This is a genomic window from Micromonospora sp. NBC_01638 (assembly GCF_045209745.1).
GTDB lineage: Bacteria > Actinomycetota > Actinomycetes > Mycobacteriales > Micromonosporaceae > Micromonospora.
This window is the reverse complement of sequence record NZ_CP109273.1, coordinates 381,372-406,523: the sequence shown is the minus strand read 5'-3', so window position 1 is coordinate 406,523 and position 25,152 is coordinate 381,372. Positions and strand designations below refer to the sequence as shown.

At 70.6% G+C, this 25,152-nt stretch carries 24 protein-coding genes; 16 read left to right on the top strand and 8 right to left on the bottom strand.

The window, feature by feature from the left end:
* Positions 1-26: 26 nt before the first annotated feature.
* The 4 genes from OG811_RS01755 to OG811_RS01740 all read left to right on the top strand — a co-directional run bounded on the left by OG811_RS01755 (position 27) and on the right by OG811_RS01740 (position 4,474).
* On the top strand, positions 27-2,582 hold the full coding sequence (locus OG811_RS01755) for an FtsK/SpoIIIE domain-containing protein (protein ID WP_406071616.1): 2,556 nt from the start codon (positions 27-29) through the stop codon (positions 2,580-2,582).
* Complete coding sequence (locus OG811_RS01750) at positions 2,579-3,463, top strand: hypothetical protein (RefSeq protein WP_406071615.1); 885 nt, start codon at positions 2,579-2,581, stop codon at positions 3,461-3,463. The genes OG811_RS01755 and OG811_RS01750 overlap by 4 nt, the downstream gene beginning before the upstream one ends.
* 142 nt (positions 3,464-3,605) lie before the next feature.
* A complete protein-coding gene (locus OG811_RS01745; protein ID WP_354994783.1) occupies positions 3,606-3,824 on the top strand; it encodes a winged helix-turn-helix domain-containing protein in 219 nt (72 codons plus the stop codon).
* 443 nt (positions 3,825-4,267) lie between these two features.
* Entirely contained in the window at positions 4,268-4,474 is a 207-nt protein-coding gene (locus tag OG811_RS01740; protein WP_406071613.1) for a hypothetical protein, read from the top strand.
* A gap of 139 nt (positions 4,475-4,613) precedes the next feature.
* Here the strand turns inward: OG811_RS01740 and OG811_RS01735 are convergent, their stop codons facing one another.
* Complete coding sequence (locus OG811_RS01735; protein WP_406071611.1) at positions 4,614-5,297, bottom strand: CHAP domain-containing protein; 684 nt, start codon at positions 5,295-5,297, stop codon at positions 4,614-4,616.
* Between the two features lie 204 nt (positions 5,298-5,501).
* Here OG811_RS01735 and OG811_RS01730 point away from each other — a divergent pair, with 204 nt between their 5' ends.
* Complete coding sequence (locus tag OG811_RS01730; protein ID WP_406071610.1) at positions 5,502-6,482, top strand: RICIN domain-containing protein; 981 nt, start codon at positions 5,502-5,504, stop codon at positions 6,480-6,482.
* Here OG811_RS01730 and OG811_RS01725 read toward each other — a convergent pair.
* Positions 6,443-7,081, bottom strand: coding sequence for a DUF4158 domain-containing protein (locus OG811_RS01725; protein ID WP_406071609.1), 639 nt, complete (start codon positions 7,079-7,081; stop codon positions 6,443-6,445). The two genes, OG811_RS01730 and OG811_RS01725, sit on opposite strands and share 40 nt — an antisense overlap.
* Before the next feature lie 329 nt (positions 7,082-7,410).
* Between OG811_RS01725 and OG811_RS01720 the strand changes: the two genes are divergently transcribed.
* Positions 7,411-8,091: a hypothetical protein gene (locus OG811_RS01720; protein ID WP_406071607.1), complete on the top strand. Its 681-nt coding sequence runs from the start codon at positions 7,411-7,413 to the stop codon at positions 8,089-8,091.
* An 8-nt stretch (positions 8,092-8,099) separates the two neighbouring features.
* Here the strand turns inward: OG811_RS01720 and OG811_RS01715 are convergent, their stop codons facing one another.
* Entirely contained in the window at positions 8,100-8,249 is a 150-nt protein-coding gene (locus OG811_RS01715; protein WP_406071605.1) for a hypothetical protein, read from the bottom strand.
* A gap of 55 nt (positions 8,250-8,304) precedes the next feature.
* Between OG811_RS01715 and OG811_RS01710 the strand changes: the two genes are divergently transcribed.
* From OG811_RS01710 to OG811_RS01695, 4 genes are all read left to right on the top strand, one after another.
* Positions 8,305-8,568 (top strand): DUF6244 family protein, encoded by a 264-nt coding sequence (locus OG811_RS01710; RefSeq protein WP_406071603.1) that lies wholly within the window; start codon positions 8,305-8,307, stop codon positions 8,566-8,568.
* 120 nt (positions 8,569-8,688) lie between these two features.
* Positions 8,689-9,204 carry a sigma-70 family RNA polymerase sigma factor gene (locus OG811_RS01705; RefSeq protein ID WP_406071602.1) on the top strand — a complete coding sequence of 172 codons (516 nt, stop codon included), beginning with the start codon at positions 8,689-8,691 and terminating at the stop codon, positions 9,202-9,204.
* Positions 9,194-10,609, top strand: a complete 1,416-nt coding sequence (locus tag OG811_RS01700) for a WD40 repeat domain-containing protein (RefSeq protein WP_406071601.1) — start codon at positions 9,194-9,196, stop codon at positions 10,607-10,609. Before OG811_RS01705 ends, OG811_RS01700 begins: the two co-directional genes overlap by 11 nt.
* A gap of 217 nt (positions 10,610-10,826) precedes the next feature.
* Positions 10,827-12,344: a hypothetical protein gene (locus tag OG811_RS01695; RefSeq protein WP_406071599.1), complete on the top strand. Its 1,518-nt coding sequence runs from the start codon at positions 10,827-10,829 to the stop codon at positions 12,342-12,344.
* A gap of 347 nt (positions 12,345-12,691) precedes the next feature.
* Here OG811_RS01695 and OG811_RS01690 read toward each other — a convergent pair whose 3' ends face one another.
* Positions 12,692-13,099 (bottom strand): hypothetical protein, encoded by a 408-nt coding sequence (locus OG811_RS01690; RefSeq protein WP_406071597.1) that lies wholly within the window; start codon positions 13,097-13,099, stop codon positions 12,692-12,694.
* A 271-nt stretch (positions 13,100-13,370) separates the two neighbouring features.
* On the opposite strand from OG811_RS01690, the gene OG811_RS01685 reads away from it, so the two are divergent.
* On the top strand, positions 13,371-14,501 hold the full coding sequence (locus OG811_RS01685; protein WP_406071596.1) for a hypothetical protein: 1,131 nt from the start codon (positions 13,371-13,373) through the stop codon (positions 14,499-14,501).
* Between the two features lie 18 nt (positions 14,502-14,519).
* On the opposite strand, the gene OG811_RS01680 is transcribed toward OG811_RS01685, so the two are convergent.
* Both OG811_RS01680 and OG811_RS01675 read right to left on the bottom strand, forming a co-directional pair.
* Positions 14,520-15,512: an SEC-C domain-containing protein gene (locus OG811_RS01680; RefSeq protein ID WP_406071595.1), complete on the bottom strand. Its 993-nt coding sequence runs from the start codon at positions 15,510-15,512 to the stop codon at positions 14,520-14,522.
* A 101-nt stretch (positions 15,513-15,613) separates the two neighbouring features.
* Positions 15,614-16,972 carry a pentapeptide repeat-containing protein gene (locus tag OG811_RS01675; RefSeq protein WP_406071593.1) on the bottom strand — a complete coding sequence of 453 codons (1,359 nt, stop codon included), beginning with the start codon at positions 16,970-16,972 and terminating at the stop codon, positions 15,614-15,616.
* A 230-nt stretch (positions 16,973-17,202) separates the two neighbouring features.
* Between OG811_RS01675 and OG811_RS01670 the strand changes: the two genes are divergently transcribed.
* From OG811_RS01670 to OG811_RS01660, 3 genes are all read left to right on the top strand, one after another.
* Positions 17,203-18,015, top strand: a complete 813-nt coding sequence (locus OG811_RS01670; protein WP_406071591.1) for an esterase/lipase family protein — start codon at positions 17,203-17,205, stop codon at positions 18,013-18,015.
* Positions 18,016-18,187: 172 nt separating this feature from the next.
* Entirely contained in the window at positions 18,188-20,398 is a 2,211-nt protein-coding gene (locus tag OG811_RS01665) for a M48 family metalloprotease (RefSeq protein ID WP_406071589.1), read from the top strand.
* 12 nt (positions 20,399-20,410) lie between these two features.
* Positions 20,411-20,803 carry a hypothetical protein gene (locus tag OG811_RS01660; protein ID WP_406071587.1) on the top strand — a complete coding sequence of 131 codons (393 nt, stop codon included), beginning with the start codon at positions 20,411-20,413 and terminating at the stop codon, positions 20,801-20,803.
* A 39-nt stretch (positions 20,804-20,842) separates the two neighbouring features.
* Here OG811_RS01660 and OG811_RS01655 read toward each other — a convergent pair whose 3' ends face one another.
* Positions 20,843-21,715, bottom strand: coding sequence for an aldo/keto reductase (locus tag OG811_RS01655; protein WP_406071585.1), 873 nt, complete (start codon positions 21,713-21,715; stop codon positions 20,843-20,845).
* 318 nt (positions 21,716-22,033) lie between these two features.
* On the opposite strand from OG811_RS01655, the gene pyk reads away from it, so the two are divergent.
* The gene (gene pyk, locus OG811_RS01650) at positions 22,034-23,482 is read left to right on the top strand and encodes a pyruvate kinase (protein ID WP_406071584.1); all 1,449 of its coding nucleotides are present in this window, start codon (positions 22,034-22,036) and stop codon (positions 23,480-23,482) included.
* Entirely contained in the window at positions 23,479-24,363 is an 885-nt protein-coding gene (locus OG811_RS01645; RefSeq protein ID WP_406071582.1) for an acyl-CoA thioesterase, read from the top strand. Before pyk ends, OG811_RS01645 begins: the two co-directional genes overlap by 4 nt.
* A gap of 63 nt (positions 24,364-24,426) precedes the next feature.
* Here OG811_RS01645 and OG811_RS01640 read toward each other — a convergent pair whose 3' ends face one another.
* The gene (locus OG811_RS01640) at positions 24,427-25,095 is read right to left on the bottom strand and encodes a YceI family protein (protein WP_406071581.1); all 669 of its coding nucleotides are present in this window, start codon (positions 25,093-25,095) and stop codon (positions 24,427-24,429) included.
* Positions 25,096-25,152: the final 57 nt, after the last annotated feature.

Here is a 25,152-nt window from a genome sequence, read left to right as displayed (position 1 = left end):
ACGGCCGTTGGCGTTGGGGGCACAGGTTGGGCAGGCTCGCGTCGGCGTACGGGCAGGCGGTCAACTCCCACCGGGCGGCCCGGGCGCACCTGGACACGGCCCGGAGCGCGCTCGGCACGGCACCGACTGTCGTCGCGCCGGTCGGCGCCGATGAGCTGGTGGCCCGACTCGCCCGCCTCGGCGGCACCCTGGCCACTCCCGCCCCGGGCGCCACGCCCCTGACCGACGAGCCGGCCGCGGTGCGGATCGGCGAGGCGTCCACCTCGGACGGCGGCTTCCCGGTGCTGGTCCCGCTCGGCGGCGGCCACCACCTGGCCCTGGACACCGATGCCCGGGACCCACAGGTCGCCGGGCTGCTGCGAGCGCTGGTGCTGCGGCTGGTCGCCACCGCACCGCCCGGTCAGGTCCGGGTCGCCGGCCTCGACACCGCCGCGCTGGGCGCCACCTTCGGCCCCTTGCGCCCACTGCTCGACGCCGGGGTGCTCGACCCGCCGGCCACCGGCGAGGCCGAGGTGGCCGCGCTGCTGGACGCCGCCGAGCAGCACGCCCGCGCCGCGCAGCACGGCCAGCCCGCCGCCCGGCACCTGCTGGTGGTGGTCGCCACCGCCGCGCCCCCGCCGCGCGAGCTGGCCCGGCTCGCCGCGCTCACCCACGCCGGCCCGGCCGCTGCCGTGTGCGTGCTGCTCGCCGGTCACCCGCCCCGGCTGCCCGGCGAGACCGCGCCCCCGCTGGGCGACACCACCGCGGTGCGTCTCCAGCAGGGGTACGCGCACGTCGGCGACCCGCCCGGCCTGCCGTTCAGCGCCGACGGCAGCGGGCTCGCCGCACCCGTCCTGCTCGACGGCGACCCGCCGCCCGCTTCGGTACGCGCGCTCGCCGAGCACCTTGGCGCCGCCACCCGCCGCGCCGACGCCCTGCCCTTCACCGATCTGCTGCCCGAGCGGCGCTGGGCCGAGTCCGCCGGTAACGGTCTGCGGACGGTGATCGGCCGTGCCGGAGGTGTCCCGCTGACGGTGGCCTTCGACACCGCACTGACGCTCGCCTTCGACGACGCCACCCCGCACTGGCTGGTCGGCGGGCGTACCGGCGCAGGCAAGACCGTCTTCCTCCTCGACGTCCTCTACGGGCTGGCCGCCCGCTACTCACCGGCCGAGTTGCAGCTCTACCTGCTCGACTTCAAGGAGGGCGTGAGCTTCACCGAGTTCGTGCCCACCGGTCGGGACCCGTCCTGGCTGCCGCACGCCCGTGCCGTCGGCATCGAATCCGACCGGGAGTACGGTCTCGCCGTGCTGCGCGAGCTGCGCCGGGAGACGCAACGCCGGGCCAGCGCGCTCAAGCGGCACGGCGTCACCAAGCTCGCCGACCTGCCCCGGGACAATCCGCTGCCGCGCATCGTGGCGGTCATCGACGAGTTCCACGTGCTGCTCGCCGGCAACGACGCGCTGGCCCGCGAGTCCGTCGACCTGTTGGAGGAGTTGGCCCGCAAGGGCCGCTCGTACGGCATCCACCTGGTGCTCGCCAGCCAGAGCATGACCGGCATCGAGGCCCTCTACGGGCGGGCCGAGGCGATCTTCGGGCAGTTCGCGCTGCGGGTGGCGTTGCCCGGTGGCGGCGGGGTGCTCGATCCGCTCAACGACGCCGCCGCGGCCCTGCCGATCGGCTTCGCCGTGGTCAACACCGCCGCCGGTGCGGCCGGCGCCGACACCGTGCTGCGCTTCCCCGACGCGCACGCCGCCGCGGCGGACCTTGGCGCACTGCGCCACGAGCTGTGGCAGGCCCGCCCGCCGGGCTCGCGCGCACCGGCGGTCTTCAAGGGGTACGAGGCTGCGCGGGTCGAGGACGACCCCACCTTCGCCGGGCTGCGCCCCGGTGGCCGGCGCCCGATGGCCCTGGTCGGCCGGACGGTCGACGTGGACGGCACCACCGCGCTGTTTCTGATGGACACCACCCCCGGCCGGCACCTCGCCGTGGTGGGCACCGCACCGGCCGGCGCGGACGTGCTACGCGCCGCGGCGTTGAGCCTGGCCCGCCAGCACACCCCGGGTGACGCCCGGTTTCACCTGGCCTCCCTGGTGACCGCCGCCGAAGCGGTCGCCGACGACACCGAAACCGTCCTGCGGGCCGCCGGCCACCCGGTGCAGCGTCTCGACGCGGCCGGGCTGCGCGACCGGATCGCCACGCTGGCCGCCGAGCCCGCCGGCCGCGAATACCTGGTGGTGTTCGGCATGGACGCCGCCGCGCCGGTCCTCGGGGTCACCGACCCGGGCACGTTCCGCTCCGGCCTGGACGACCTGCGCACACTCCTGCGCCAGGGCCCCGGGCAGGGGGTGCACCTGCTCGGTTGGTGGCGTGGGCTGCGCCGACTCGCCGACGACCTTGGCGGCACCCAGCACCGCGACGACGTCGCCTGCCTGGTCGCGCTCAACGTGCCCGGGGCCGAGTTGGCCATGCACCTCGGGGCGCACGACCTGGCCTACACGCCCCGCGCCGACCGGGCGCTGCTGATCGACCGGCACGACCAGCGCACCCGGCTGATCGTCCCGTTCGTCGGCGACGGGCACGAGTCGGACGGGGATCGGTGACAGTGTCCTTCGAGGAGTACGCGGCGCTGGCCCGACAGCTCTCCGAGCGGCACCGCGCCGGTGAGCAGCACGCCGCCGCCGAGTCCGCGCGCCGCCGTGACCTGCACGCCGCCGCCGACTATCTACAGCAGAGGTTGACCGCCCAGGGGCATCGCCTCGACCAGCTCGGCCGAGCGGTCGGCATCGACCAGCCCCCCGCCGGCCCTGCCCCCGGGCCGGGGCGTTCGGGCGAGACTGCCGCTTGGCCCGGCCCACCGCCGGGAGCCGAGTCGGCCTCTGCTGCCGGGTCCGGCCCTTCCATCGCACTCGGAACGGGGGACGGGGGATTCGACGGCGCAGCCGGCGCGTCGGGGCGGGCGGGGGTCGGGGCGTATCCCGAGTTGCCGGCGGGGGAGGCGCGGCTAACGCTGCCGACGGCGGTGAGCCCGGCGGGCGTCGGGGTGCCTGCGCAGCGCGCGGCGGCCGTCGACCCGGTGGTGGAGCTGGAGTTGGCCCGGCGGATGGCCGACGAGGCCGACCGGCACGGGCAGCAGGCGGAGTTGCTGGCCCAACGGCCGGCGCTCCTGCCGACGTGGTCACCGCTGGCTCGGGCGGTCGCCGTCTACGCCGGGTGCGGGGCTGCCGCCGGGGTGCTCGTGCTGGCCCTGGTGCTCGCCTCCGGGGTCGGCCTGGTGGACGGGTTCACCCTCGGAGCATGGATCTGTGCGGGGCTGCCGGCGGTGGCGTTCTTCGGTGGGTACCTGGTGCTGGGCCGATGGGGGAGACCCGCCATGGTCGCCGGCACCCCGCCGCGGTATCTGCCGCTCGGGTTCCTGATCTGCTTCCTGCTGGTGCCGATGGCCTACTGCGCCTACCTGCTGCTGGTCCGCGGCCTGCGCTGAGCCACGGTCACGGGCATGATCCACTCGATATCGCTGCAACCGTTCACCGGACGGGTCGGCGGCGGCGATCGTCGCCAGCCAGGCCGTCACGCAGGTCGTCCACGGTGTCGGTGCTCATTCGCCCGCCTCCTGGGAGACACCAATGCCCGCCAAAGCAAAGTGGGCGCTGATCGCCGACGGCATCCGCGCTCAGATCAAGTCCGGCGAACTCGCGCCGGGCGACAAGCTGCCCTCGACCTCGGAGCTGTGTCGTCAGCATGACGTCTCGGCCATCGTCGTTCGCCAGGCCATCAACGCGCTCAAGATCGAGGGCCTGGTCGAGGGGGTCGGTGGCGTCGGCGTGTTTGTCGCCGAGCGCTGAACGCCCAACGAGCCCGATCCCCCCGGGTGCCTCTCTAGTGCCAATGCCGTTCAGTGAGCGGCACGGGGTGGTTGTCAACACAGGTTGGCTCGCCTCCTCGATCAAGGAATTGCGCCAGGTGACAAACCGCCCTCAATAACGCAAAACAGGCACCACCACTCCAGATCAACGAGCCCCCGCCTGCGCGATCTTGCACTTTCTGCCCCGACCTAAGGGGCATGTCACGCAAAACGGCGACCGAATCTGCAAGATCGCTGGACCGACCAGGACTCGAGGGCCCGGGCGAGGGGGCTGGGTCAGGCTTTCGGGGACGGTGGACTGTTCCGACGGCGAGGCTTCGGTCGCGAGGGTCCTCGGAGGGACAGGACTTTGCGCCGAGACCCGCTGTCCTCGTTGACACACCCCGTCATTGTCGCTCTCGTCAGGCATCCACTGCCCGCAAGGTGTCGATTGGGCAAGCCCGGTGGTGGAGCGCAGACCAGACCTGGAAGGTCGAGTGGCGCGCCGGCCCTGACCCACACGAGGTCGCCGCCATGCTGTGGCAGGCCGCAGCGGACCCCGAGCACCCTGCCTCCCGCGCGCTGCGGGCGATGACCTCGCTCGACCGATCGAACGGCAGCCCGCACTACGCGTACCTGGGGTGTTGGTAAGAACCGCGACACCAGGGGCCAATTAGGAGACGTGCAGCCCGGCGGCGAGCCACGCCGCGGCGGCTTCGGCCGCGCCGGGGTGGTGCGGTGCGAGTCTGCCGGGGGCGAGCCGAACGGCCCGCCCCCGCTAACCTGCTGCCTACTTCGCCGCCGGCGAGGCGTAGCCGACAATGCTAGTGTTCGACGGGTACCACTTCACGTGGGTGACGCCATCGGATTGGTTCCCGCCGACAACGTAGTAATAGCCCTTTGCCACTGTGTCTGCATAGTACGAGGTAACGATGGCAACGTGATCCGTCTCGCCGCCGTCATAGTTGAAAACCACAGCGTCGCCCTTGCGGGGGGTGTAGCCGCTGCTCCTGGAGTGCCAGGTGCCATTGTTGTTGCCATAGGTGATGAAACTTGATGAATGCGGCGTGAGCCCCGAGTATTCGGCCGTGCCCCAGTAGAAGGCGTACTTCGCGAAGTCCGCGCACCAGGCCCGGGAACGCCAGCTCACCGGCATTGATTGCTTAACACCACCGCTGTACATGGTGCCTGAGGTGGTTTTGGCGGGGCTGCAGGCGGCCGAACCGTGGCTGGTCCTGCGGTCGTTGTCCGGGTCGGTCCAGAACCCGGTGTAGTAGTTGCAGTCTTCGTTGCCGGCCTCCGATCGGCGGACCGAAACCGTTGTGCTGGTGGAGGTGTACTGCTCCCAGGCGATGTTGCCCACGTCGATGCCGAGCTGGGTGTCACCGGCGGCGTGAGCCGTGCCCGTGCCGATGAACGTGACGGACGTCGCCGCGACTGCGGCAACCAGCGCCGCACGAATTGCTTTTCTCATCGTCGCTCTCATCAGTGCCCTTTCCGGAAGGTTGTTTGTGCGGTCGAGGCTTACCTAGTCGATCACGTCCGGCAATGGGTCGCTCCAGTCCCGGACAGGCGTAGCACTGTCCGGGCTGGCCAGGAGCTTGTCCGGCCTGCCGGTCCGGGCGATGCCGCTAACGCAGTTTGACTTCGGTGGTCACCGAAGGCAGCATAGAGGCCGATGGATGCGGAAAGTGTTCGGCCGGACGCAGCTCGTGATAAGGCCGAGTTCGTGCAGCTCATGCGGCTGATGAAAGACCAGTCCGGGTACACGTTCCGGCAGCTCGAGCACCGGGCGGCGAGCCACGGCGAGGTTCTGGCCCGCAGCACCGTAGCGGACATGCTGGGTCGGCCGGGCCTGCCTCGCGCGGAATTGCTGGCGGCCTTCGTTCGTGCGTGCACGGAGGACGACGCCCAGGTCGCCGCCTGGTTGGCTACCCTCAATAGGTTGGCCCACGAGACCGACGCGGCAAACGGGAAGGAGTCGCCGCCCAGGCGGTCGGCTCATGCCACCGGTCAGGGCGCCCCCGAGAAGCCGCGCGAGGTCATCTGGCGCACTTTGGTTAGGGCCGCCGCAGGTGTGACCGCGGCGGCGCTGCTCGCGGTGGGTGGTTGGCTGCTGGTCCGCGACACCGGAAGGTCGCCGGGCACCCGGGAGGCTGGCCCGGCGCCCAAGAGCCCGCTGGAACTGCCCGCGGGTGGCAGTGTCGTGCGCATCCACCCCGCCCGGACACCGGCGCTCTGCGTGACTGAAGGGCGGGAGCGCACCGGACGATTCGACTCGGCCGTCGCGGTGCAACGATCGTGCGAGGACGCCGAGCTGCCCAGGACGCTGCTCGTGCCGGTCGATGGGGATCGCTTTCAGATCAAGTGGAGCCACCCGCAGCATGGAGTGGGTTGCCTGACTGTGCTGGCCAACGGCCCGGCCAGCGGCTTGCTCGAACCCTGGGACGACTGCGCAGCCGGTGGGCCAGCCCAAGTGTTCCGGGTCGAGCCGGTCGCCGCTCCACTGGAGGGCTACCGGCTCCGCCCCGTGCATAGCGAACTCTGTCTCGGCATTCGTGGCGACGAGACGGTCAGCGGTGTCGAACTCGTGCAGGAGCCGTGCACAGGCGAGGGCGATCAGACGTTCCGCGTTGACGTCGAGGCATCCGCTTCCTGAACCGGCGGGTCTTGATCAGCGCCAAACACTCGGATCAGCATCGTCCACGTCGGTGTCCGCGACCGCGACCAGCGACAGCAGCCGTGCTCGCACATCCGACGACAGCCGGCCGGCGATCTGCTCGGTGAGGATCTTTCCGCCTGATGTAGACCCGACCGGACGATCTTGTCCACCCGGTCCGGCGTCGGCGGCTCGATCGACCGAGCTCGCAGCTCCGCCAGCACCGCGTCCTTGGCCAACTCAAACCGGCGTTCCTTCTGCGCGTAATCGCCCGCAAGCCAATCGGTCAGCTTCTCCGCATCGGCGACCATGCACTCCCGGAACCCCAGATGAGCACGGACCTCCGCGCGGTGCCGCTTGATCGTGCGCCCGGCCCACTCATAGAAGCCCAGCGAGTCCACGTCCACACCCAGCTGCCGCGCGACGAGCTCCACCACGTCGTCGTGCAGCTCCGCCCGGCCGCGCGGGAACCGGCCGAACCGGCCGTAGAACTTCAGCAACAGCGCAAAGCCGAGCTGCGTATCGCGGTGCTTCGCCGCGACCAGGTCCTGCTCAGCACCGACCAACGTCCAGTGCTCAACCAGGTCCCCGAGATTCATCGAAGGACGTTTCACAGCCGGAGATCATTCCGACGCCCAACTCACCCCGACAGCCCTCACACCTAGATCATCTTTTTGGCCCCGGGTGTCGCGGTTCTTACCAACACCCCTACCTGCATGTGCTGGATGTGCCGGTGATGCTGCGCGCACTGGAACCAGCCGCCCCGGGCACAGGGCTGGTCGCCGCGTCCGCGTAGGCCTGGCGGTCCGGGCCTGGACAAGTCAAAACCCCGGCTGCATACCCGCAAGGGGCAGAGGCTGGCCGGGGTCTTCCTGGCAAGGATAGCGCGTTTGCCCAGCTTGTAGGCGGAAGGGGGAATTCGTTGGGCGTGGCTGAGCTGGCAACGTTGGAGCGGCGGTGGTCGCCGGAGCGCCTTGCGCCATACAGGGCGGCGTGTGGCGGGGACCTGGCCGCCGCCATGGCGCTGTACGAGTGGAACGCCGAGATCTCCGCCGCGCTCGGCACGACGCTGGGGCATCTGGAGATCCTGCTGCGCAACGCCCTGCATGAGGAGCTGACGGCATGGTCACGGCGGCGGTACGTCGAGCCCCGCTGGTACCTCGATCCGGGTGCGGCGCTGACCGACGAGGCCCGCCGGGACGTCGCCAAAGCGCGGGGCCGCGCGACCCGGGACGGCCGTTCCGAGGCACCCGGGCGGGTGATTGCCGAGCTGAACCTCGGCTTCTGGCGGTTTCTCCTGGCCACCCGCTACGACGCCACGCTGTGGCGTGGGTGCTTGCACCGGGCGTTCCGGGGACAGCGCCGCCGCACGGTGCACAGCGCGGTGGGTCGGCTCCATGAGGCCCGCAATCGGATGGCTCACCACGAGCCAATGTTCAACCGGCCGGTCACCGACCTACGCGCTACCGCGATCGAGCGCGGCCAGCGCGGTGCTCGCCGCCATCGACCTGGGCTGTCACGTCCTGACCGGTCAGCCCGGGTTGTACGGCGGCATTGCCGGCGGCGGCCCAGTCATCGCGATCTGACTGTCGCAGCCACGCGCCGCTGACCAACGCGTCAGCTCTCGATGCTGGCGAAGGCGAACAGGTCGAGTTGCTCCCCGGGATCGGTCGGCCGGCACGCTGTCCACACGGCCTCTCCGGCTCGGGAGCAGGCGTTGACGACCTCGGTGGTCGCGCTGGGTGCGCGGATCTCGTACGCTCCCATGTGGTCTCCGCCGGTGCGGTGGGTGGAGGCGATGGTCGACCACGGGGAGGTGCGCGTGAGCGCAGCACAGATCATCGCGAGGTTGGCGGCGGCGTCGCAGAAGCTGGACGAGGCGAAGGCCAAGACCGCGGCGGCAGCCCAGGATGCGGCCGAGGCGCGGGCGCTCGTCGCTGGTGCGTTGGAGGGTGTGGCCGCCGGCCCGCTGGTCGGCATGATCGACGCTTACCGTCAGGCGCTCGCGCAGGCGTCCCAGGGCGGCGACCCGGCCAAGCAGCACGTGCAGGAGACGATTGCCAAGGTTCGAGCGCTGGGCGGGTAGCCCCGGCGCAGCAACGCGCCGGGGCCCCCTCAGAACCCAGGTGCCGGCGGCCTGCCTGTCTACTTCCTCGGCCGACTTGTGGAACCGGCCGGCGGGGTTGTGCGCCAATAGTGTGTGATCGTGGTGCGGGAATCGACGCGTGCGCCGGTCGGTACCGGACGGGCCGACCCAGCGGCCACCTTCGAGCGGGTCTACGCGGCGCAGTTCGCTCCGCTGGTGCGTTTGGCGTACGTGACGACCGGGAGCCTGCCCGAGGCCGAGGATGTCGTGCAGGACGTCTTCGCCTCGGTGCATCACCGGTTCGGCGAGATCGACACGCCGGTGGCGTACCTGCGCCGGGCGGTGCTGTCTCGCTGCACATCCTGGGTACGTCGCCGCCGGTTGGAGCGCCGGCACGCGGCCACCACCGCCGGCTACCCTGACGGGGCGGCGATGCCGTTGGGTCCCGAGGCGACGGTGGTCCGCGCCGCGCTGGTCCGGCTGAACCCCCGGCAGCGCGCCGCGGTCTTTCTGCGGTACTACCTTGACCTGCCGGAGATTGAGATCGCGGCGGCGCTGGCGTGCCGTCCGGGCACGGTCAAGTCGCTGTTGAGTCGCGCGCTCGCCGTACTGAGGGAGCACCTGGATGAAGACTGACCTGGAGCGCACGATCCGCACCGGGATACGCGAGTATGCCGACACGGTCCGGGTGGTGCCGCCACCCTTCGTCGCCCCGGCTCCGCGCCAGCGCAGGCTCGGCTGGCTCGCGCCAGCGCTGGTCGCCACGGCCGTGCTGACGATCGTCGCCGCGGTGGCGATGGTCCCGGTACACGGGCCGGTCCCGGCCACCACGGTCCCCGGCTCGGCGGATGGCCCACCGAGCCTGCCGATCCGGTTCGCCGGCTACTCGCGGCTGACCGCGCCGCTGTCGACCGCGCCGCTGGGGCGGGCGATCGCCGCCTACGAATACTCCGTCGTGGATACGCCGATCGACGCCAAGCAGTCGTTGCTGGTGAGCGCCGACCGAGCTGGGTACCGGCAGGCGGACCCGGACTGGACGGGCAGCGGCTCGCCCTGGGGTCCGAGCGGGACGGACCCCGCCCCGGTCCTGCTCGCGCCGGACGGCACCGCACTCGCGTTCGCCGCGGTCAACGGAAAACCCGGGGTGATCGGCATCGTGAACCTGGCGACCGGCGAGGTCGTCCGGCACCCGGTGACGCCCGGCGCGGACGTGACCGCGCTGGCGTGGTCGGCGGATGGACACCGGCTGGCGTACCTGATGCACGGAGCGGTCCCGCCGCCGAGCCACTCGACCGTGCTGGATCTCGATCCGGCCCGCACCGCGGCTCAGCGCTCGACGTCGGGCCGGCTGGCGGTGCTGGACCTCGACTCGGGCCGCTCGACAATTGCCGATCCGGCGATTACTGCTGCGGTGGCCTCGTTCGCACCGGACGGCACGTCGCTGGCCGTCCAGGATGGCCCGGGGCAGCCGATCCGCATCCTCGACCCGGCCACGCTCGCCGTACGCCACGAGGCCCCGGTGTCGAGCGTGCGCTACCTCGCCGGCCCGGCCGCGTGGTCCCCGGACGGCCGACTCCTCGCCCTGGCCCAGGGTGACCCCACCGACCAGGGCCTGCCCGTACGTATCTCCGTCGTCGACCCGGCCACCATGAACCCGTGGCCGAACGCCGTGGACGTGACCGAGTCGGTGATCGGGTTCCTGGGCTGGCGCTCGCCGACGACCCTGCTCTACCAACGCGGCGGACAGCCGAACCTCGTCATCGCGCAGGTCCCAGTCACCGGCGGCAGGTCCGAGGCGATGGCCACGTTTGTCGACGAGGCACGGCACGACCGGCACCTGAGCGACCTCCAGCTCGCCTACGGGCTGTTGCCGGACCTGGTCATCCGGCCCGCTGACAGCGACGCCGACCACGGTCCCTGGCCGACCTGGCTCCGCCTCACGGTGGTCGTCGCCGGTGCAGTCCTCGCCGGTCTGGCCTGGTTGGTGTGGCGATCGATACGCCGGCGGCGGGGCAGCTGTCCGACCACCTCCCGATCCTGATCGACCTCGCTGTGAGAGTGGGGCCGGGGGCAATGTGGCTGTCCTGGCGAGTCGCTGCGTCCGTGCATACAGTTCAACGCGGATGTGTGCCGGTGGGTGTCCGCACCGACCGCCAAGGCGGCTACCCGCCGCACTCGCACCGTTACGCGGAAAGGCTCACTGTCGGTTGCTGTACTCTTTGGAGCGTGACAATCCATGATCGAATAGGTTTTCGATCATGCGAAAACTTCTTGCGGCCGCCGGAGCCGTTGGTCTCTCGGTCGGCCTGATGGGGGCAGGGGCGGGCGCCGCCGCTGCGAAAGAGTCTGATCGCCTGATAGCGGTCTGTGAACACCGGCTCTGCCTGCTTGTCCTGAACGAATCGGCGGACCGGGACGGAGACGGCGTCGCGGACGTCGACGAGGAGAAGCTGGGCACCGACCCGGGGGATCCGATGAGCCTCCCGGAGGCTCACAAGATCTTCGACCTGGCGCTCGCCCGCGAGTTGCCCTCGTTCGAGGAGCACCTCACCGAGTTGGTCTCGCTGCCGCAGTTGACTCCCGACGGCCGCGGCCTGGCCACCGCCTTCGGCAAGATTCCCTTCGTCGGCGACAAGACGCTGGTGCCGTCCGTCGAGGACCTGATGTCCACCCTGAGGACGAACGGGTTCGATCACATCGGCACGAACCTGACCGCGACTCTGAGCGGAAAACCGTCGGTGACCGACATTCAGGGGCTGATGTTCGCCGGGGCCGGCAACAGGGCCATGTACGGGGGTAAGACCGACGGCGGCTTCCACATCGAGGGCCTCCTCGGGGTGACGAGTTTCGGCGTCAACGGCGGCAAGACCCCGACCGGGATCACCGACGGCGGATTCAGCTACGGCGACGGGGGCGGGTTCGTCGGGCACGGGTACTCGGTCGGGTACGGCGACGGCAGCCGGGACGAGGTGTCCAGCTCGAGCAGGCACTCGGTGGGTGGTGTCACCATCACGAAGAACACTGTCACCAGCTACTCCGGGGGACGCGAGACCGGCCGCACGGAGGTCTCCGACGAGTCCAGGTTCACGGCGGAAAGCGGCGGGTTCAAGACCTGGCATACGACGGGCGGCCTGGCGACGGCCGGGTTCGACGACGACGGCAACGTCACGGAGTCCTCGACCACCACCTGGTCCCACACCAAGACGACGTACGGCGACGGGTGGGAAAAGTCGCACAGCAAGGTCACCACCACCACCCGTGACAAGGATGGCAACGTAACCGAGACGACGGTCATCGTCGAAAAGAGCGAGACGTCGGAGGACGGGAAGACGAAGACCGAGACGTCGACAACCACGCGCGACGGCGAGGGCAACGTCACCGACCACAAGGAGACGTGTGAAGGTAACGGTTGCCCGGATTCCGGCGACGAGCCTGGTAAGGACCCCGGCCAGGAATCTCCAGAAGGCTTTTTGCCCTATCCGGACTACGCCAGCCTCGGGGTGCCCACCGGCATCGACCTGGCCCAGGTCCTGGTCCGGCTGAACGGCGACCGCACCCCCAACCGAGACGACAACGGAGAGATCGACCTCAAGGATTTCCGGCCGCCGCGGGGTGACTACGACCCGATTGTCGCCCTGGTCAACTCGGACGGCGTGGGGTCGTTCGCGGTGGGCGTCGAGCCCGACTTCAACACGGCGAAGCCGGAATACGGCCCTTGGTTCGAAGGGGTGAGCCAGGCTGCGGGCGGCACTCCACCCTACGGCCCGTGGAACTGATCGCAGCGCGATTGGTGTAGAGCCCTCGTGGTGAGTGGCGGGGCGGGCCATGCCCGCACCGCCACCATCGCTTCTGGGCCCCCACCGCCACCAAACCAGCACTTCACGCTCAAGCAGAACCCGCTGCGCCGCGAACACCTCCAGGATTTTGTCGACCGTTATCTGCCGGGCAAGGACCGGGCCGAGCGGTCGAGACCGAGCGGTTTCGGCCCTTTTCCTATGAGGAGTTGATCGCCCGCGACAAGGTCAACCTCGACATCACCTGGCTGAGCAGGCCGGAGCGCTCGCAGGACGTCCCCGCGAGCGCTCCGGCGCGCCTGCGTGGGAGGGCGTGGCAGGGGAGATGGTCAGCCAGTGATGCGGATCGTGTCGTTGAATTGCGGGTATTCACATTCGCCCTGGTCGCACAGTTCGACATGACCGTTGGCGATCGCCACGCCCTTGTGGAAGACGAGCCCGCCCGCTTCCACGAACATCCGCCCCGTTGCCGCCTGCGGCTCGCCTGAGCAGGAGATGGGCGCCCAGCCCGACGCGTACGCGACTCTGTTGCCCACTCGCTGTCTGAGGATCAGTTCCGCGTCGCCGGTGGCGCCGGCTGGGCACGTCACGGTGATGGTGAGGTCCACGGCGACCCCTCGCGCGACCAGTGTCGCGGACGTGATCTCGACGGTGCTCGCCGCGCTTGCTGGCGTTGGCGTCAGGAACGCGACCAGGGACAGCGCGAGCAGTGTGAGGGTGGTGATGATGCGGCGCACGGAGGTCTCCTTGCCGGAGTGGGTGCTTACCTGTGGTCACCATAACCGTCGATGTCTGGGCAGGCTCGCAGACGTTTGGTCGTGTCGGCTGGCGGACAGCTCCGAAGCCGCATTTCGCACCCACCGAAATGGCCTCTGACCAGGGGTTTCTTTTCGTCGCCTGCGACGTACGGTTCATCCATCGCTTTTCGTCACTAAGACCGGAAGGCGGGATATTTCGCCGCGCTGCTGCGGCGTCTCCCCTCGATGTTCGGCGCCGGAGGTGCGGCCCGTGACGCTCTACGGATGGGATACCAGTGACTACGACGTCGGCAGGGGGCTGACCCGAGCTCGGGTGGCCGCCGCGTCCGGCCTGGGTATCGACTTTCTCACCAGCAAGGGGACGGAACAATCGCCGTCCAGCATCTTCAAGAGCAAGAGCTGCGGCTGGGTCCTGGCCGCCGGCCGTGACGCTGGCATCCCGTACCTGGGGGCTTACGTCGTGGTCCGCTCCGGCGTGCCGGCGGCGACCCAGGCACAAACCCTCATCGCGTACGCCGACGCCGAGCTGCCCTGGTGGCGTACCTGGCCCGGTTTCTTCTGGCAGATCGACCTGGAGCGGTGGCCCTACGACAGCGTCGCGCCGGCGCTCGGCGTCCAGGTCGGCAACGAGCTGGAGGCGCGCACCACCAAGGCGGTGCTGATGTATGCCTCCAAGGGCCAGTACGGAGCCAGCCAGCTCGGCCACTTTCCACGGTGGAACGCCAACTACCCGCACAACCGCGACGAGGACTTCAAACCCGCCTACACCAGGGCCGGCGGGGACACCGGTCCCGGGTGGCAGGCGTACGGCACTCCGTCCGCCGTGCCGCGGATCTGGCAGTACACGAGCACCGCCCGGATCGGTGCGCAGCACACCTGTGACGCGAACGCGTTCCGGGGCACGGACACCGACTTCGCGGTGATGATCGGCGCTACCTCAGTTGGAGGCACGGACGTGCAGACAGTCTCTATCGTCACCATCTTCCCCGGCTTCACGATCCCGGCGGACGGGGCCTTTCACGCCATCCGCTGGAGCGACGGCAACGCCGCCTACCGGATCACCGCCGCCGGCCTCATCGGTCACCAGTCGAAGATCGACCTGGTGGGTCTGCACGAACACGACCTGGTCCGGCTCAGGGCGGTCTACACCTCCCCGGGCAACCCGACGCCGACGGTCCAGATGTTGAACCAGCAGGTCGTGGCGGTCGACCCGCTTCTCATCGGTGGCGGCTACGTGACGATCAGCGCCAACGAGAACCACCGGGTGTCCGCCGGCACGACGGTCACCTTCGAAGTGGCGGTCACCCCGGTGCTCAACACCGGCGGACGCAGCCTGAGCTTCGGCACCGCCACCCGCAAATCGGTGTTGCTGTTCTCCTAGGAACGACGGTGCGGGCTTTCAGTCGCGCGAGAGCGGCAGGCAGCACTTCTTGTACTTGGCGCCCGATCCGCACCAGCAGGTGTCGTTGCGGCCGGGCGGCCAGGGCCTGAGGTCGGCCCCGGTGAGCGAGTCAGCGTACTCGTCCTGGGTTTCCTCGTCGGTGGGGTCGCGGTCCTCCCGTTCGGCGAAGGCCGCCAGCCCGGCGACGGAGCCGACGACCACGCCCAGGTCGGCGCCGCCCAGCCCGGATGCCTCGACGAGGGCGCGTTCGATCTGGGCGCGGTGCTCGCCCCAGGTGGCGGGGTAGCTGTCGACGAGAGTGGGCCAGCGCATCATCAGCGCGTTGAACTCCGCCTGCGGCCAGAACAGCAGCGTCGCCGGGCCGTCGTCGAGCGCGTCGAGCGCGTGGTCGCTCGCGGCGCGTAGCCGGTCGGCGAGGTTGTCGTACCCGTCGTGCGCCAGGCCCATCTCCTCGCGGAGGTCGTGCCGTCCCTGTGCCAGGCCGTAGATCATGGCCGCAGCCTCGTCCTGCGCGTCCTCGGACTCGTGCTGCTGGGTCCGGGTCCGTTCCAGGATGGCGTCCAGCGCGGCGGTCAGCCACTCCAGCGCAGTCTCGGTGTGGCCGGCCTCCACCAGGTCGTCGATGAGGTATGTGGCCTCGGGGTCGGTCTCCAGCAGCGGGCGCAGGGCGGTCAGTTCGGCCATGCCCTCGTCCTCGCGGCCGAGGCGCAGCAGCAGGCCACCGCGCACCGATCGGGCGTACGCGTCGTCGTCCGGCTGCTCGGCGATGGCACGGGTGGCCAGGGCGAGCGCGTCGGCCAGGTCGCCCGCCTGCGTCAGGATTTCCGCGGCGACCAGCAGGGCGTATCCGGTGTCGTCCGGGTCCGCGACCCGCCCCTCGTCGACGGCGCCCACCAGCTCGGCGACCAACGCCGCAGGGTCCGGGCTCTCGGATCCCAGGGCACCGATCTCTTCGATGCGGTCGGTGGTCAGCAACTCGGACGTGGGCATGTGCTCATCCTGGCGACGAAGAGGAGACGGAAAGCGGCCAGCCTACTCCCGGAGGAGCCGAATACAGCGGAGCCCGAACCGCCCTGGGCGCCGGCCGGGTGTCAGCTGTCGACGAGCAGCAGCCACTCGTCGTCGAGCCGTTCGACCGTGGTGTCCGCCGGCCAGACATGCCCGCCGCCGGCCGCTGCCCGCGCCTGGTCGACCAGCGGTCTTCGGCTGAACTGGGCACCCTCGAAGCTGGCCGCGCTGTGGAAGCGAGCCCGGCCGAAGTTCGCGGAGTCCGTGAAGCGAGCCTGCTCAAAGAGGGCCTCCGCGCCGAACACCGTCCAGCGGAACAGGGCCATCGACGCGAACCGGGCCGAACGAAACTCGGCGAGCCCGCCGAACTCCGTGTGTTCGACGGACAGGCTGCCCTGGAAGATGGCCTCGCGGAACGAGGCGTCGTCCACGAATCGGGTGCCGTCGAAGCTGGTCGGCTGGTCGAAGGTCGTCCGGCCAAACGATGTCGGGCCGGCAAAGCTGGACCGCCGGCAGGACAGGCCACCGAGAAATCCGGCCCGGTCGAAGCTGGCCTGACCGCCGAAGCGAACGTCATCCAACACGACCTCCGCGTCCGCCGTGAGGTCGTCGAAGCGTACGTCGCCAAAGACCGCCGCCCCGAGACCAAGCCGTCCCCGCGCGGTCGCGCCGACGAAGCTGGTGGCCCCGGTGAACACCGCACCGGTGAAGTCCGCGTCGACCAGCGTGCAGCCGGCGGCGTCGAAGTCGACCAGCCGGGCGCCGGTCAGGTCCAGCGTGACCACCAGCCAGTAGGCCGCGTCGTCCGCGTGCAGGTGCCGGGTGAGCACGCGCTGCGCGGTCCGCCGGACCTCCGTCTCGCGCGGCTCGTCGTCCGGCGTCGGCATCCGCAGGTACGCGCAGAGCACCGCCACGATCGTCGGCCGCTGCTCCGGATTGTCCTGACCGAGGCGCTCCAGCGCGTGCAGTCCGCCGAGCCGTACCGCCGCGCTGTCGTTGCCGAGCAACTCGACCGCCCGGGTGTAGAGCTCGGTCAACCGGCGCTCGGCCGCGTCGTGCTCGGCCGCCTCGGACTGCCGGTCCTGCTGGCGCTGCGTGGCGTCGGCCACCGATTCGGCATGCGCCTGCACCCGGTCGCGGTGCGCCTGGTCGCGGGCGGCGACCGTCTCCTGGTGCCGTTGGGACCGCTCGGCGATCCACTGCCGTCGGGCGGCCAGCAGCAGGGCCAGCCCACCGCCGGTGCCGGCGATCACGGTCAGGCCGGTGCGGATCGCGTCGATGCGCAACGTGGCGCGGGTGTCCGGCTGGCTGGCCCGGTCGGCCTCGGTGAGCAGCAGGTCCAGCACCAGCCAACCCAGGGCGGCGGCGAGCAGCAGGCCGACCAGGACCAGCCACCACGGCAGCACCCGTAGCTGGCGCTCGGGGGGTTCGTCGGCGGCCACGGCCACAGCATGCCATTCGCCGTCGCGGCCCCGGGTGCACGCATCCGGTCGAGTGTCCGATGTGGAGTGCGATGGATTTGCCGGTTTGCACCCTCAATGAACAACGGGTTACCGGCGCGTAACAAATCATTGACGTTTCCGAATTGTTACGGGCATGATCGTCGCACGGTCGACCGGACACCCCCACCCACCTGCCCGGTTCGCCGGGTGCCTCCCCCGGAGGTGCAGCCATGCTGCTCCGAAAGACCGTCCTCGTCGTGTCCCTCGCCGCCGCCGCCCTGCTCGCGTCCACCGGCACGGCGACCGCCGCCGCCCCCGCCGCCCCCGCCGATCCCGCCCCGGCCGTCGGCGCCCCCGCCCCCGCAGCCCTCGCCACCGCTGCCGCGGCCAACCCGGTGATCGTGGTCGGTGGGCTCAGCGGTGTCGCCGTCGCCTACGAGCCGATCGCCGCCCGGCTGCGCGTCGACGGCTACCGCACCTTCATCTACCAGCTGCCCGGGCTGGGCCTCGGCGACATCCCCGCGTCGGCCCGCGCGTTCGCCGGCTACGTCGAGCAGGTGCGCGCCAGCACCGGCGCGGCGACCGTGGACGTCGTGGCCCACTCCGAAGGTGGCCTGGTCAGCCGCTACTACCTGAAGCGTCTCGGCGGCACCGCCACCATCGGCCGGTACGTCAGCCTGGGCACCCCGCAGTACGGCACCTACGTCGCCAACATCGTGGCGTTCCTCGGCCTCGGCAGCTGCGCCGGCATCGTGGCCTGCCAACAGATGACCATCGGCTCGGCGTTCCTCGCCGACCTCAACGACGGCGACGACACCCCCGGCGCGGTGCGCTACACCACCATCCGAACCCTCCAGGACGAACTGGTCCGGCCGACCGGGAACGCCGCCGTCAACGACGGTGCGACAAACGTGCTGATCCAGGCGTACTGCCCGCTGCGGGTGGTGGGGCACCTCGGTCTGGTGCTCGACGGCACGGCGTACACCATCGTGCGCGGCGCCCTGGTCGACGGCCCGGTGCGACCCAACTGCCTCGCGCTCTGAGTCGGTCCGTGGGGGTGGTTCCGTCCGGAACCACCCCCACGGGCGCGCGACGGTGAGTGTCGGTTGGGTGACGTTCCAGTGAAACGGTGTGGCAGACATCAGAAGGGCTCGATAGCCTGCTCCGGCTGTCCATTCCCGACAGACGACGCGACCTTCAGAAGGAGCAGCGCGCATGACCGAGCCGCACACCGTGCCGCCGGAGGGCACCCCGCCGACCGTGCCGCAGCTCGACATCCGGGCCGCCGAACCGCCGGCGGGCGATTCACCACCGCCCACGGGAGGGTTCGCGGACCGGCCACCCGGCTACCCCAACGCGCTGGTCTGGCTGCGCGCCGGGATCCTGCGGGACTGGCGGGGCGTGCTCGGCGCGTTCGTCGCCACCTGGTTCTACCTGCCGGTCGCGCTGCTCCTGGCGTTCTGGGGCGGTCTCTCCTTCGCCGCCGCCGGGCTCTTCGCCGGCGGGTTCGGCACCGACGACCAGGTGCCCCAGGTGCTGCGCGACGCCCCGCTGATCGGCTCGCTGCTGGAGGCGTTCCTGACCCGCTCCGGCGGGGTGCTCGGCGGTGTGTTCGGCTTCGTCGTCGGGTTCCTGATCGGCTTCCTCGCCGTGCTGGTGCTGCCCTGGCTGGGCACCACCGGCGAGCCTTTCGCACTCCTCACCGGCCTGGTCGGCACGGTCGTCGCGGCGGCGCTGATCGGTGTTCTCTACACGCTCTACCGGGTGCTGCTGGAACCGCGCCTGCTGGTGGTCTCCGGTGCCCGCCAGCCCAGCCGCCGTGAAAACGCGCGACTGCGCCCCGTGCTGGACGACTGCGCCCGACGACTCGGCCTGCCCGCCGTGCCACGGCTCCTCATGGAGGACGACCCCGTCCTGAGCAACGCCCGGACGTACGCCCGGCACGTGGTGGTCACCACCGCCGTGCTGACCGAACCGGAGGACGAAATCGCCGCGCTACTCAGTCACGAGTTGGTGCACTGGCGTACCGGGGACGAGATCACCAGCGCCTTCGTCCGTGGTGTCGGCCTGCCGCTGACCCTCGCGCACGCTCTGCCGACCTGGCTGATGCGGACGTTCCCGCACCCGGCCACCAACTTCGTGGTCTTCCTGTTCTTCTGGCCGGTGCTGCTCACCATGCGGTACGTGGTGTTGCCGCTGCACGCCCGCGACGTCCGGGCGGCGGAATACCGGGCCGACCTCGGTGCGGTGCTCACCGGGCACGTCGACGGGATGCGGCGCGTCCTGGAGCGGCGGCTGTCGTTCGAGACCGGCCGCAGCGGTTGGGACGAGGCGGTCTGCGCCACCCACCCGCCGCACGAGCTCCGGCTGGACGCGCTGGACCGGGCGTCGGTGGCCGGTGTGCCCGTCGGGGCGGGCGAGCAGGACCCGATCACCGCCGAACGGTTGTTCGGCCACTCCGGCCCGGTCGGCACCCGCCGCACCTGGCTGTTGGTCGGCGCCCTCATGCTGGCAGCCTGCGTCGGCACCGGCGGGCTCAGCGTGGTGCAGTGGGCGTTCTTCCGCCCCCAGGCAGCGGTCGACGGGTATTTTTCCGCGCTCGCCGACCGGGACAGCGACGCCGCGCTCGGCTTCCTGACCGATCAGAGCAGCGTCACTGATCGCAAGCTGCTCGCCCAACTGTTGCGCGGCAAGGGCTACCAACCACCGACCGACGTCGAGATCAGCTCGCTGGAGCGCGACGGCGACAGCGCCACCGCCACGGTGGCGTACCGGCTGGCCGGGGAGCGGCACACCGCCGGTGTCACCCTGCGCCGCGACGAGCGCGCCACCGCCGGACTGTTTCACGGCTGGCAGTTGGGCGGTGGGCTGATCCCGCTCAACGCCCCCGTCGCCGGCCCCGGGGTACGGCTCAACGGGGTGGCGCTGCCGGTCGCCACCGAGGGTCCTCCGCTGGTGCTGCTGCCCGGCAGCTACACCGCGACCGGCCCGTCCAGCGCGCTCAGCGAGACGCCGACCGAGACCGTGGCGGTCGGTCCGGGGCAGAGTGCGGCCACCCTGCAGTTGGTTCCGGTGCTCAAGCCGGCCGCGATCGAGGCCGTCGAGGCCCGGGTGCGCGCCTGGTTGGACGAGTGCGCCAAGCAGACGGTCGCCGCTCCGCCGGGCTGCCCGTTCCGCTACTACGGCAGCACCGCGCAGAAGGTCACCTGGAAGATCCTGGAGTACCCGCGGCTCGCCGTCGAGCTGACCGACCCGGCCACCGCCCAGGTTGCCACGCCGTACGAGACCCAGGGAAAGGTGCAGGTCAGCGGCACCACCACGTACTTCGGCACCAGCTCACCGTTCACAGAGGAGGACGCGCTCACCGTCGCGGGCGTCGCCACCGCCGACGGGGACAGCGTCACCTTCCGACCTGCCGCCAAGTGACCAGGAGAGACCGTGACCGACAGCGACGCCGCAGCCCGGCTGCCCGTCCGGCTGACCATCAACCCCCGGCAGCGGCAGCCGCCGGCGGTCGACCTGCTGGCCTGGATCCACCGCCGCCCGGAGTACCGGCCGGTGGTCCGCCAGGCCGGTGGCGGCGGGGGACGGCCGGGTTTCAGCGACGCGGTGATCATCGCGGTGCTGGCCCAGGGGCTGCTTCCAGGGCTGTTCAACCTGTTGCAGTCCTGGGTCGACCAGCAGCGCACCGAGGCCAGCATCCGGATCCAGGCCGGGGACACCGAGGTGGAAATCCAGGTGAGTGGGCGCACCGACTCCGCTCGCCTGCTGGCCCAGGCGACCGAGGCGCTGCGGGCCGCCCGGGAGCCCAGGTCGGACGCCGCTGACTGAACCGGCGGCGTCCGAACCGGCGGCGTCCGAACCGGCGGCTCAGCTCGCCTTGGCGAGCGCCTCGAACTCGTCGTCGGTGAGCCGCACGTCGGCCGCGCTCACGTTCTCCTCCAGGTGCGCCACCGACGACGTACCGGGGATCGGCAGCAGCACCGGCGAGCGGCGCAGCAGCCAGGCCAGCGCGAGCTGCGCGGGCGACGCGCCGTGCGCGGTGGAGATCGCGTCGAGTGGGCCGCCCGGGCGGGCCAGCTCACCGGTGGCGATCGGGAACCACGGGATGAACGCGAGGTCGTTGCGCTCGCAGTACTCCAGCACGTCCTCGGCGCTGCGGTTGGCGAGGTTGTACAGGTTCTGCACGGACGCGATCGTGGTGATCGCGCGGGACTCCTCGATCTGCGCGACGCTCACCTCGGACAGCCCGATGTGCTGGATCTTGCCCTCCTGCTGCAACAGCGCCAGCTCGCCCAGCTGGTCGGCGAGCGGCACCTGCGGGTCGATCCGGTGCAGCTGGTACAGCGGGATGCTGTCCAGGCCGAGGTGGCGCAGGCTCAGCTCACACTGCTGGCGCAGGTACTCCGGACGGCCCACCACACGCCAGTCGCCCGGCCCGGACCGGGTGAACCCGCCCTTGGTCGCGATGACCAGGTCGTCGGCGTACGGGTGCAGGGCCTCGCGGATCAGCAACTCCGAGACGAACGGCCCGTACGAGTCGGCGGTGTCGATGAACGTGACGCCCAGCTCGACCGCCCGACGCAGCACCCGGACCGCCTCGGCCGGGTCCTTCGGGTCACCCCAGACACCCGGGCCGGTGATCTGCATCGCCCCGTAGCCGAGCCGGTTGACGGTGACGTCGCCACCGATGCGGTACGTGCCGGACGCCTTCGCGGGCTGCTCACTGATGTTGGTCACCATTGATAGATCATCCCCCGGAACTCCCCAGTCGTATCGTTCGTCGGCCGACTGTGTGTCGGACACGCTCGTCGACCTGCTCACCGCGGTGCCCACCCTGCCGCCGTCGGGGCACTGAAGGTGGGCCGCCGCCGGGAGCACCCCGACAGCGCACGCCACAAGAGGCGGTACGATTCCCGGCGCGCGGTCGCTGATGCCCGTCGCCACAACGTTCCCGGTGCGGTTCCGCCCGGCCCGACGCGCACCGCGTGTCGTTGGACACATGTTCCGCTGCCTGCAATGGGTCGGCCCCGAGTCCGACCTGAAGGAGAGACTAGCCTGATGGGCGTGACACGCCGCGTAAAGATCGTTTGCACTCTGGGTCCCGCCACCTCGTCCCCTGAGCGCATCCGGGGTCTGGTCGAGGCCGGCATGAACGTGGCGAGGCTCAACTTCAGCCACGGCAGCCACGCCGACCACGAGGCGGTCTACCGACTGGTCCGGGAGGCGTCCGAGGCGGCAGGCAAGCCGGTGGCTGTCCTCGCCGACCTGCAGGGCCCCAAGATTCGGCTCGGCAGGTTCGCCGACGGCCCCCACGAGTGGCGTACCGGCGACTCGGTCGTGATCACCGGCGACGACATCATCGGCAGCAAGGATCGGGTCTCCTGCACGTACCGCAAGCTGCCGCAGGAGGTGAAGCCCGGCGACCGGCTGCTGATCGACGACGGCCGGGTCGCCGTCGAGGTCACCGACGTCACCGGCAACGACATCCGCTGCCTGGTCACCGAGGGCGGCCCGGTCTCCAACAACAAGGGCGTCTCGCTGCCCAACGTGGCGGTCAGCGTGCCCGCCATGTCAGACAAGGACGCCGAGGATCTGCGCTTCTCCCTGGGCCTCGGTGTCGACCTGGTGGCACTCTCCTTCGTCCGCTCGGCCGAGGACATCAAGCTCGTCCACGGCATCATGGCCGAGGAGGGCGTGTTCCGGCCGGTGCTGGCCAAGGTCGAGAAGCCGGAGGCCGTGGAGAACCTCGAGGCCATCGTGCTGGCCTTCGACGGCGTCATGGTCGCCCGTGGTGACCTCGGTGTCGAGATGCCGCTGGACGAGGTCCCCCTGGTGCAGAAGCGCGCCGTGCAGCTGTGCCGGGAGAACGCCAAGCCGGTCATCGTGGCCACCCAGATGCTCGACTCCATGATCGAGAATTCCCGCCCCACCCGGGCGGAGGCCTCGGACGTCGCCAACGCGGTGCTCGACGGCGCGGACGCGGTGATGCTCTCCGGCGAGACCAGCGTCGGCAAGTACCCGGTGCTGACCGTCAGCACCATGGCCAAGATCGTGACGACCACCGAGGCCGGCTCGATCGGGGTGCCCCGACTGCAGCACGACCCGCGTACCCATGGTGGCGCGCTCACCGTCGCCGCCTCGTCGATCGCCCGGGCCATCAACGCCAAGGCGCTGGTCGCCTTCTCGCAGACCGGCGACACCGTCCGACGGCTCTCCCGACTGCACTGCGACCTGCCGCTGCTGGCCTTCACCCCGGTCCCCGAGGTGCGCGACCAGCTCGCCCTCTCCTGGGGCGTGGAGACCTTCCTGATGCCGTTCGTGCAGCACACCGACGACATGTTCCGCCAGGTCGACCAGGCGCTGCTCGGCCTCAACCGGGCCAACCCCGGCGACTACGTGGTGATCGTGGCCGGTAGCCCGCCCGGCACCCCCGGCTCGACCAACACCCTGCGCGTCCACCAGCTCGGCTCGCTGGTCGACGCCGCGTCGGCGCGGGCGCTGCAGTGAGCGACGGTCGGGCAGCGGTCGGCCAGGCCGCGGTGGACCAGCTGCTGGAAGTGCTGGACCTCGACCCGACCGGGAAGATGACCTTCCGGGGGATGAGCCCCCCGGTCGGTCCACAACGGGTGTACGGCGGCCAGGTCGCAGGCCAGGCCCTGGTCGCCGCCGGCCGGACGGTCGACCCGGAGCGGTTCGTGCACTCGTTGCACGGTTACTTCGTCCGCCCCGGCGACCCGGTCGAGCCGATCGAGTACCAGGTGGAGAACATCCGCGACGGCCGGTCCTTCTCGGTCCGCCGCGCGGTCGCCCTTCAGCACGACAAGCCGATCTTCTTCATGTCGGCGTCGTTCCAGCGCGCCGAGGAGGGTCTGGACCACCAGGCCACGGCCCCGCTGGACGTTCCCCTGCCGCAGGACGTGCCGACGATGACCGACCGGCTCTCCCGCTACCCGGAGCGGCTGGGCATCTGGGGCCAGATTCCGCGTCCGATCGACGTGCGCTACGTCGGCGAGCCCGGCTGGGTCCGTCCCGGCGACCGGCCCGCCGACCCGCACCAGCGCGTCTGGATGCGCATCGACGGCAAACTGCCGGACGATCCGCTGCTGCACGCCTGCGCGCTCACCTACGCCTCGGATCTCACCCTGCTGGACTCGGTGCTCTCCGCACACGGTGAGGTGTGGGGGCCGGGCGGGTTGGTCGGCGCGAGCCTGGACCACGCGCTCTGGTTCCACCGGCCGTTCCGTGCCGACGAGTGGTTCCTCTACGACTGCTTGAGCCCGTCGGCGTCCGGCGCGCGAGGGCTGGCCACCGGCCGGATGTTCACCACGGACGGCCAGCAGATCGCCAGCGCCGTCCAGGAGGGTCTGCTGCGCCGCGTCGGCGCCTGACGTTGTCGGTCATCCCCGCCGCCCGCGCGCCCACGCCGGACGCGTCGTGGCGGGGATGAGCGGTCAGGCCTGGTAGATGGCCTCGCCGGCGATCTCGATCTGCACCGTCTTGCCGACCAGCACCCCGCCGCTTTCGAGGACGACATTCCAGAGCAGACCATAGTCCTCGCGGTCGATACCGGCTGTCGCGCTGAATCCAAAGATGTTCTGCCCGTACGGATCGCGACGAGCGCCACCGAAATTGACTTCCAGGTCGACAGCCCGGGTGATTCCTTTCACTGTCAACTCACCGGTGAGCACGAATCGTCCGGGTGGGCCCTCGGACTGCGGTGGGGGAATGTGACCCCGGCCTCGTCCACCGAATCGATGGTTGCGCAGACGGGCCCACTGGAAGATCGGGTCCTCGTTTCTCTGCCATTTGATTCCGGTGCTTCGATATTCGAGGGTGGGGTAGCGCTCCACGTCGAGGAAGTCGGCACTCTTCAGATGCGTGTCCCGGTCGACGCTCCCGGTGGCGATGCTCGCCGACCTGATGGTCGCCGTCACCGAGGAGAGCAGCGGGTCCTCCGCCACGGAGATCTGTGCCGTGGCCTCGGCGAACTCGCCGCGCACCGGGCTCACCATCATGTGCCGGGACAGGAAGCCGATCCGCTTGTGCGCCTGATCGAGAAGATAGGTGCCGGCGACCGGGATGGTCATGCCATCCCAGGTGCGTGTGGCGATATCGGTCATCGTGTTGCCTTCCCCCCAAGCACACCCGGGTGTTTATCAATACGTTGCTGCAGGCCG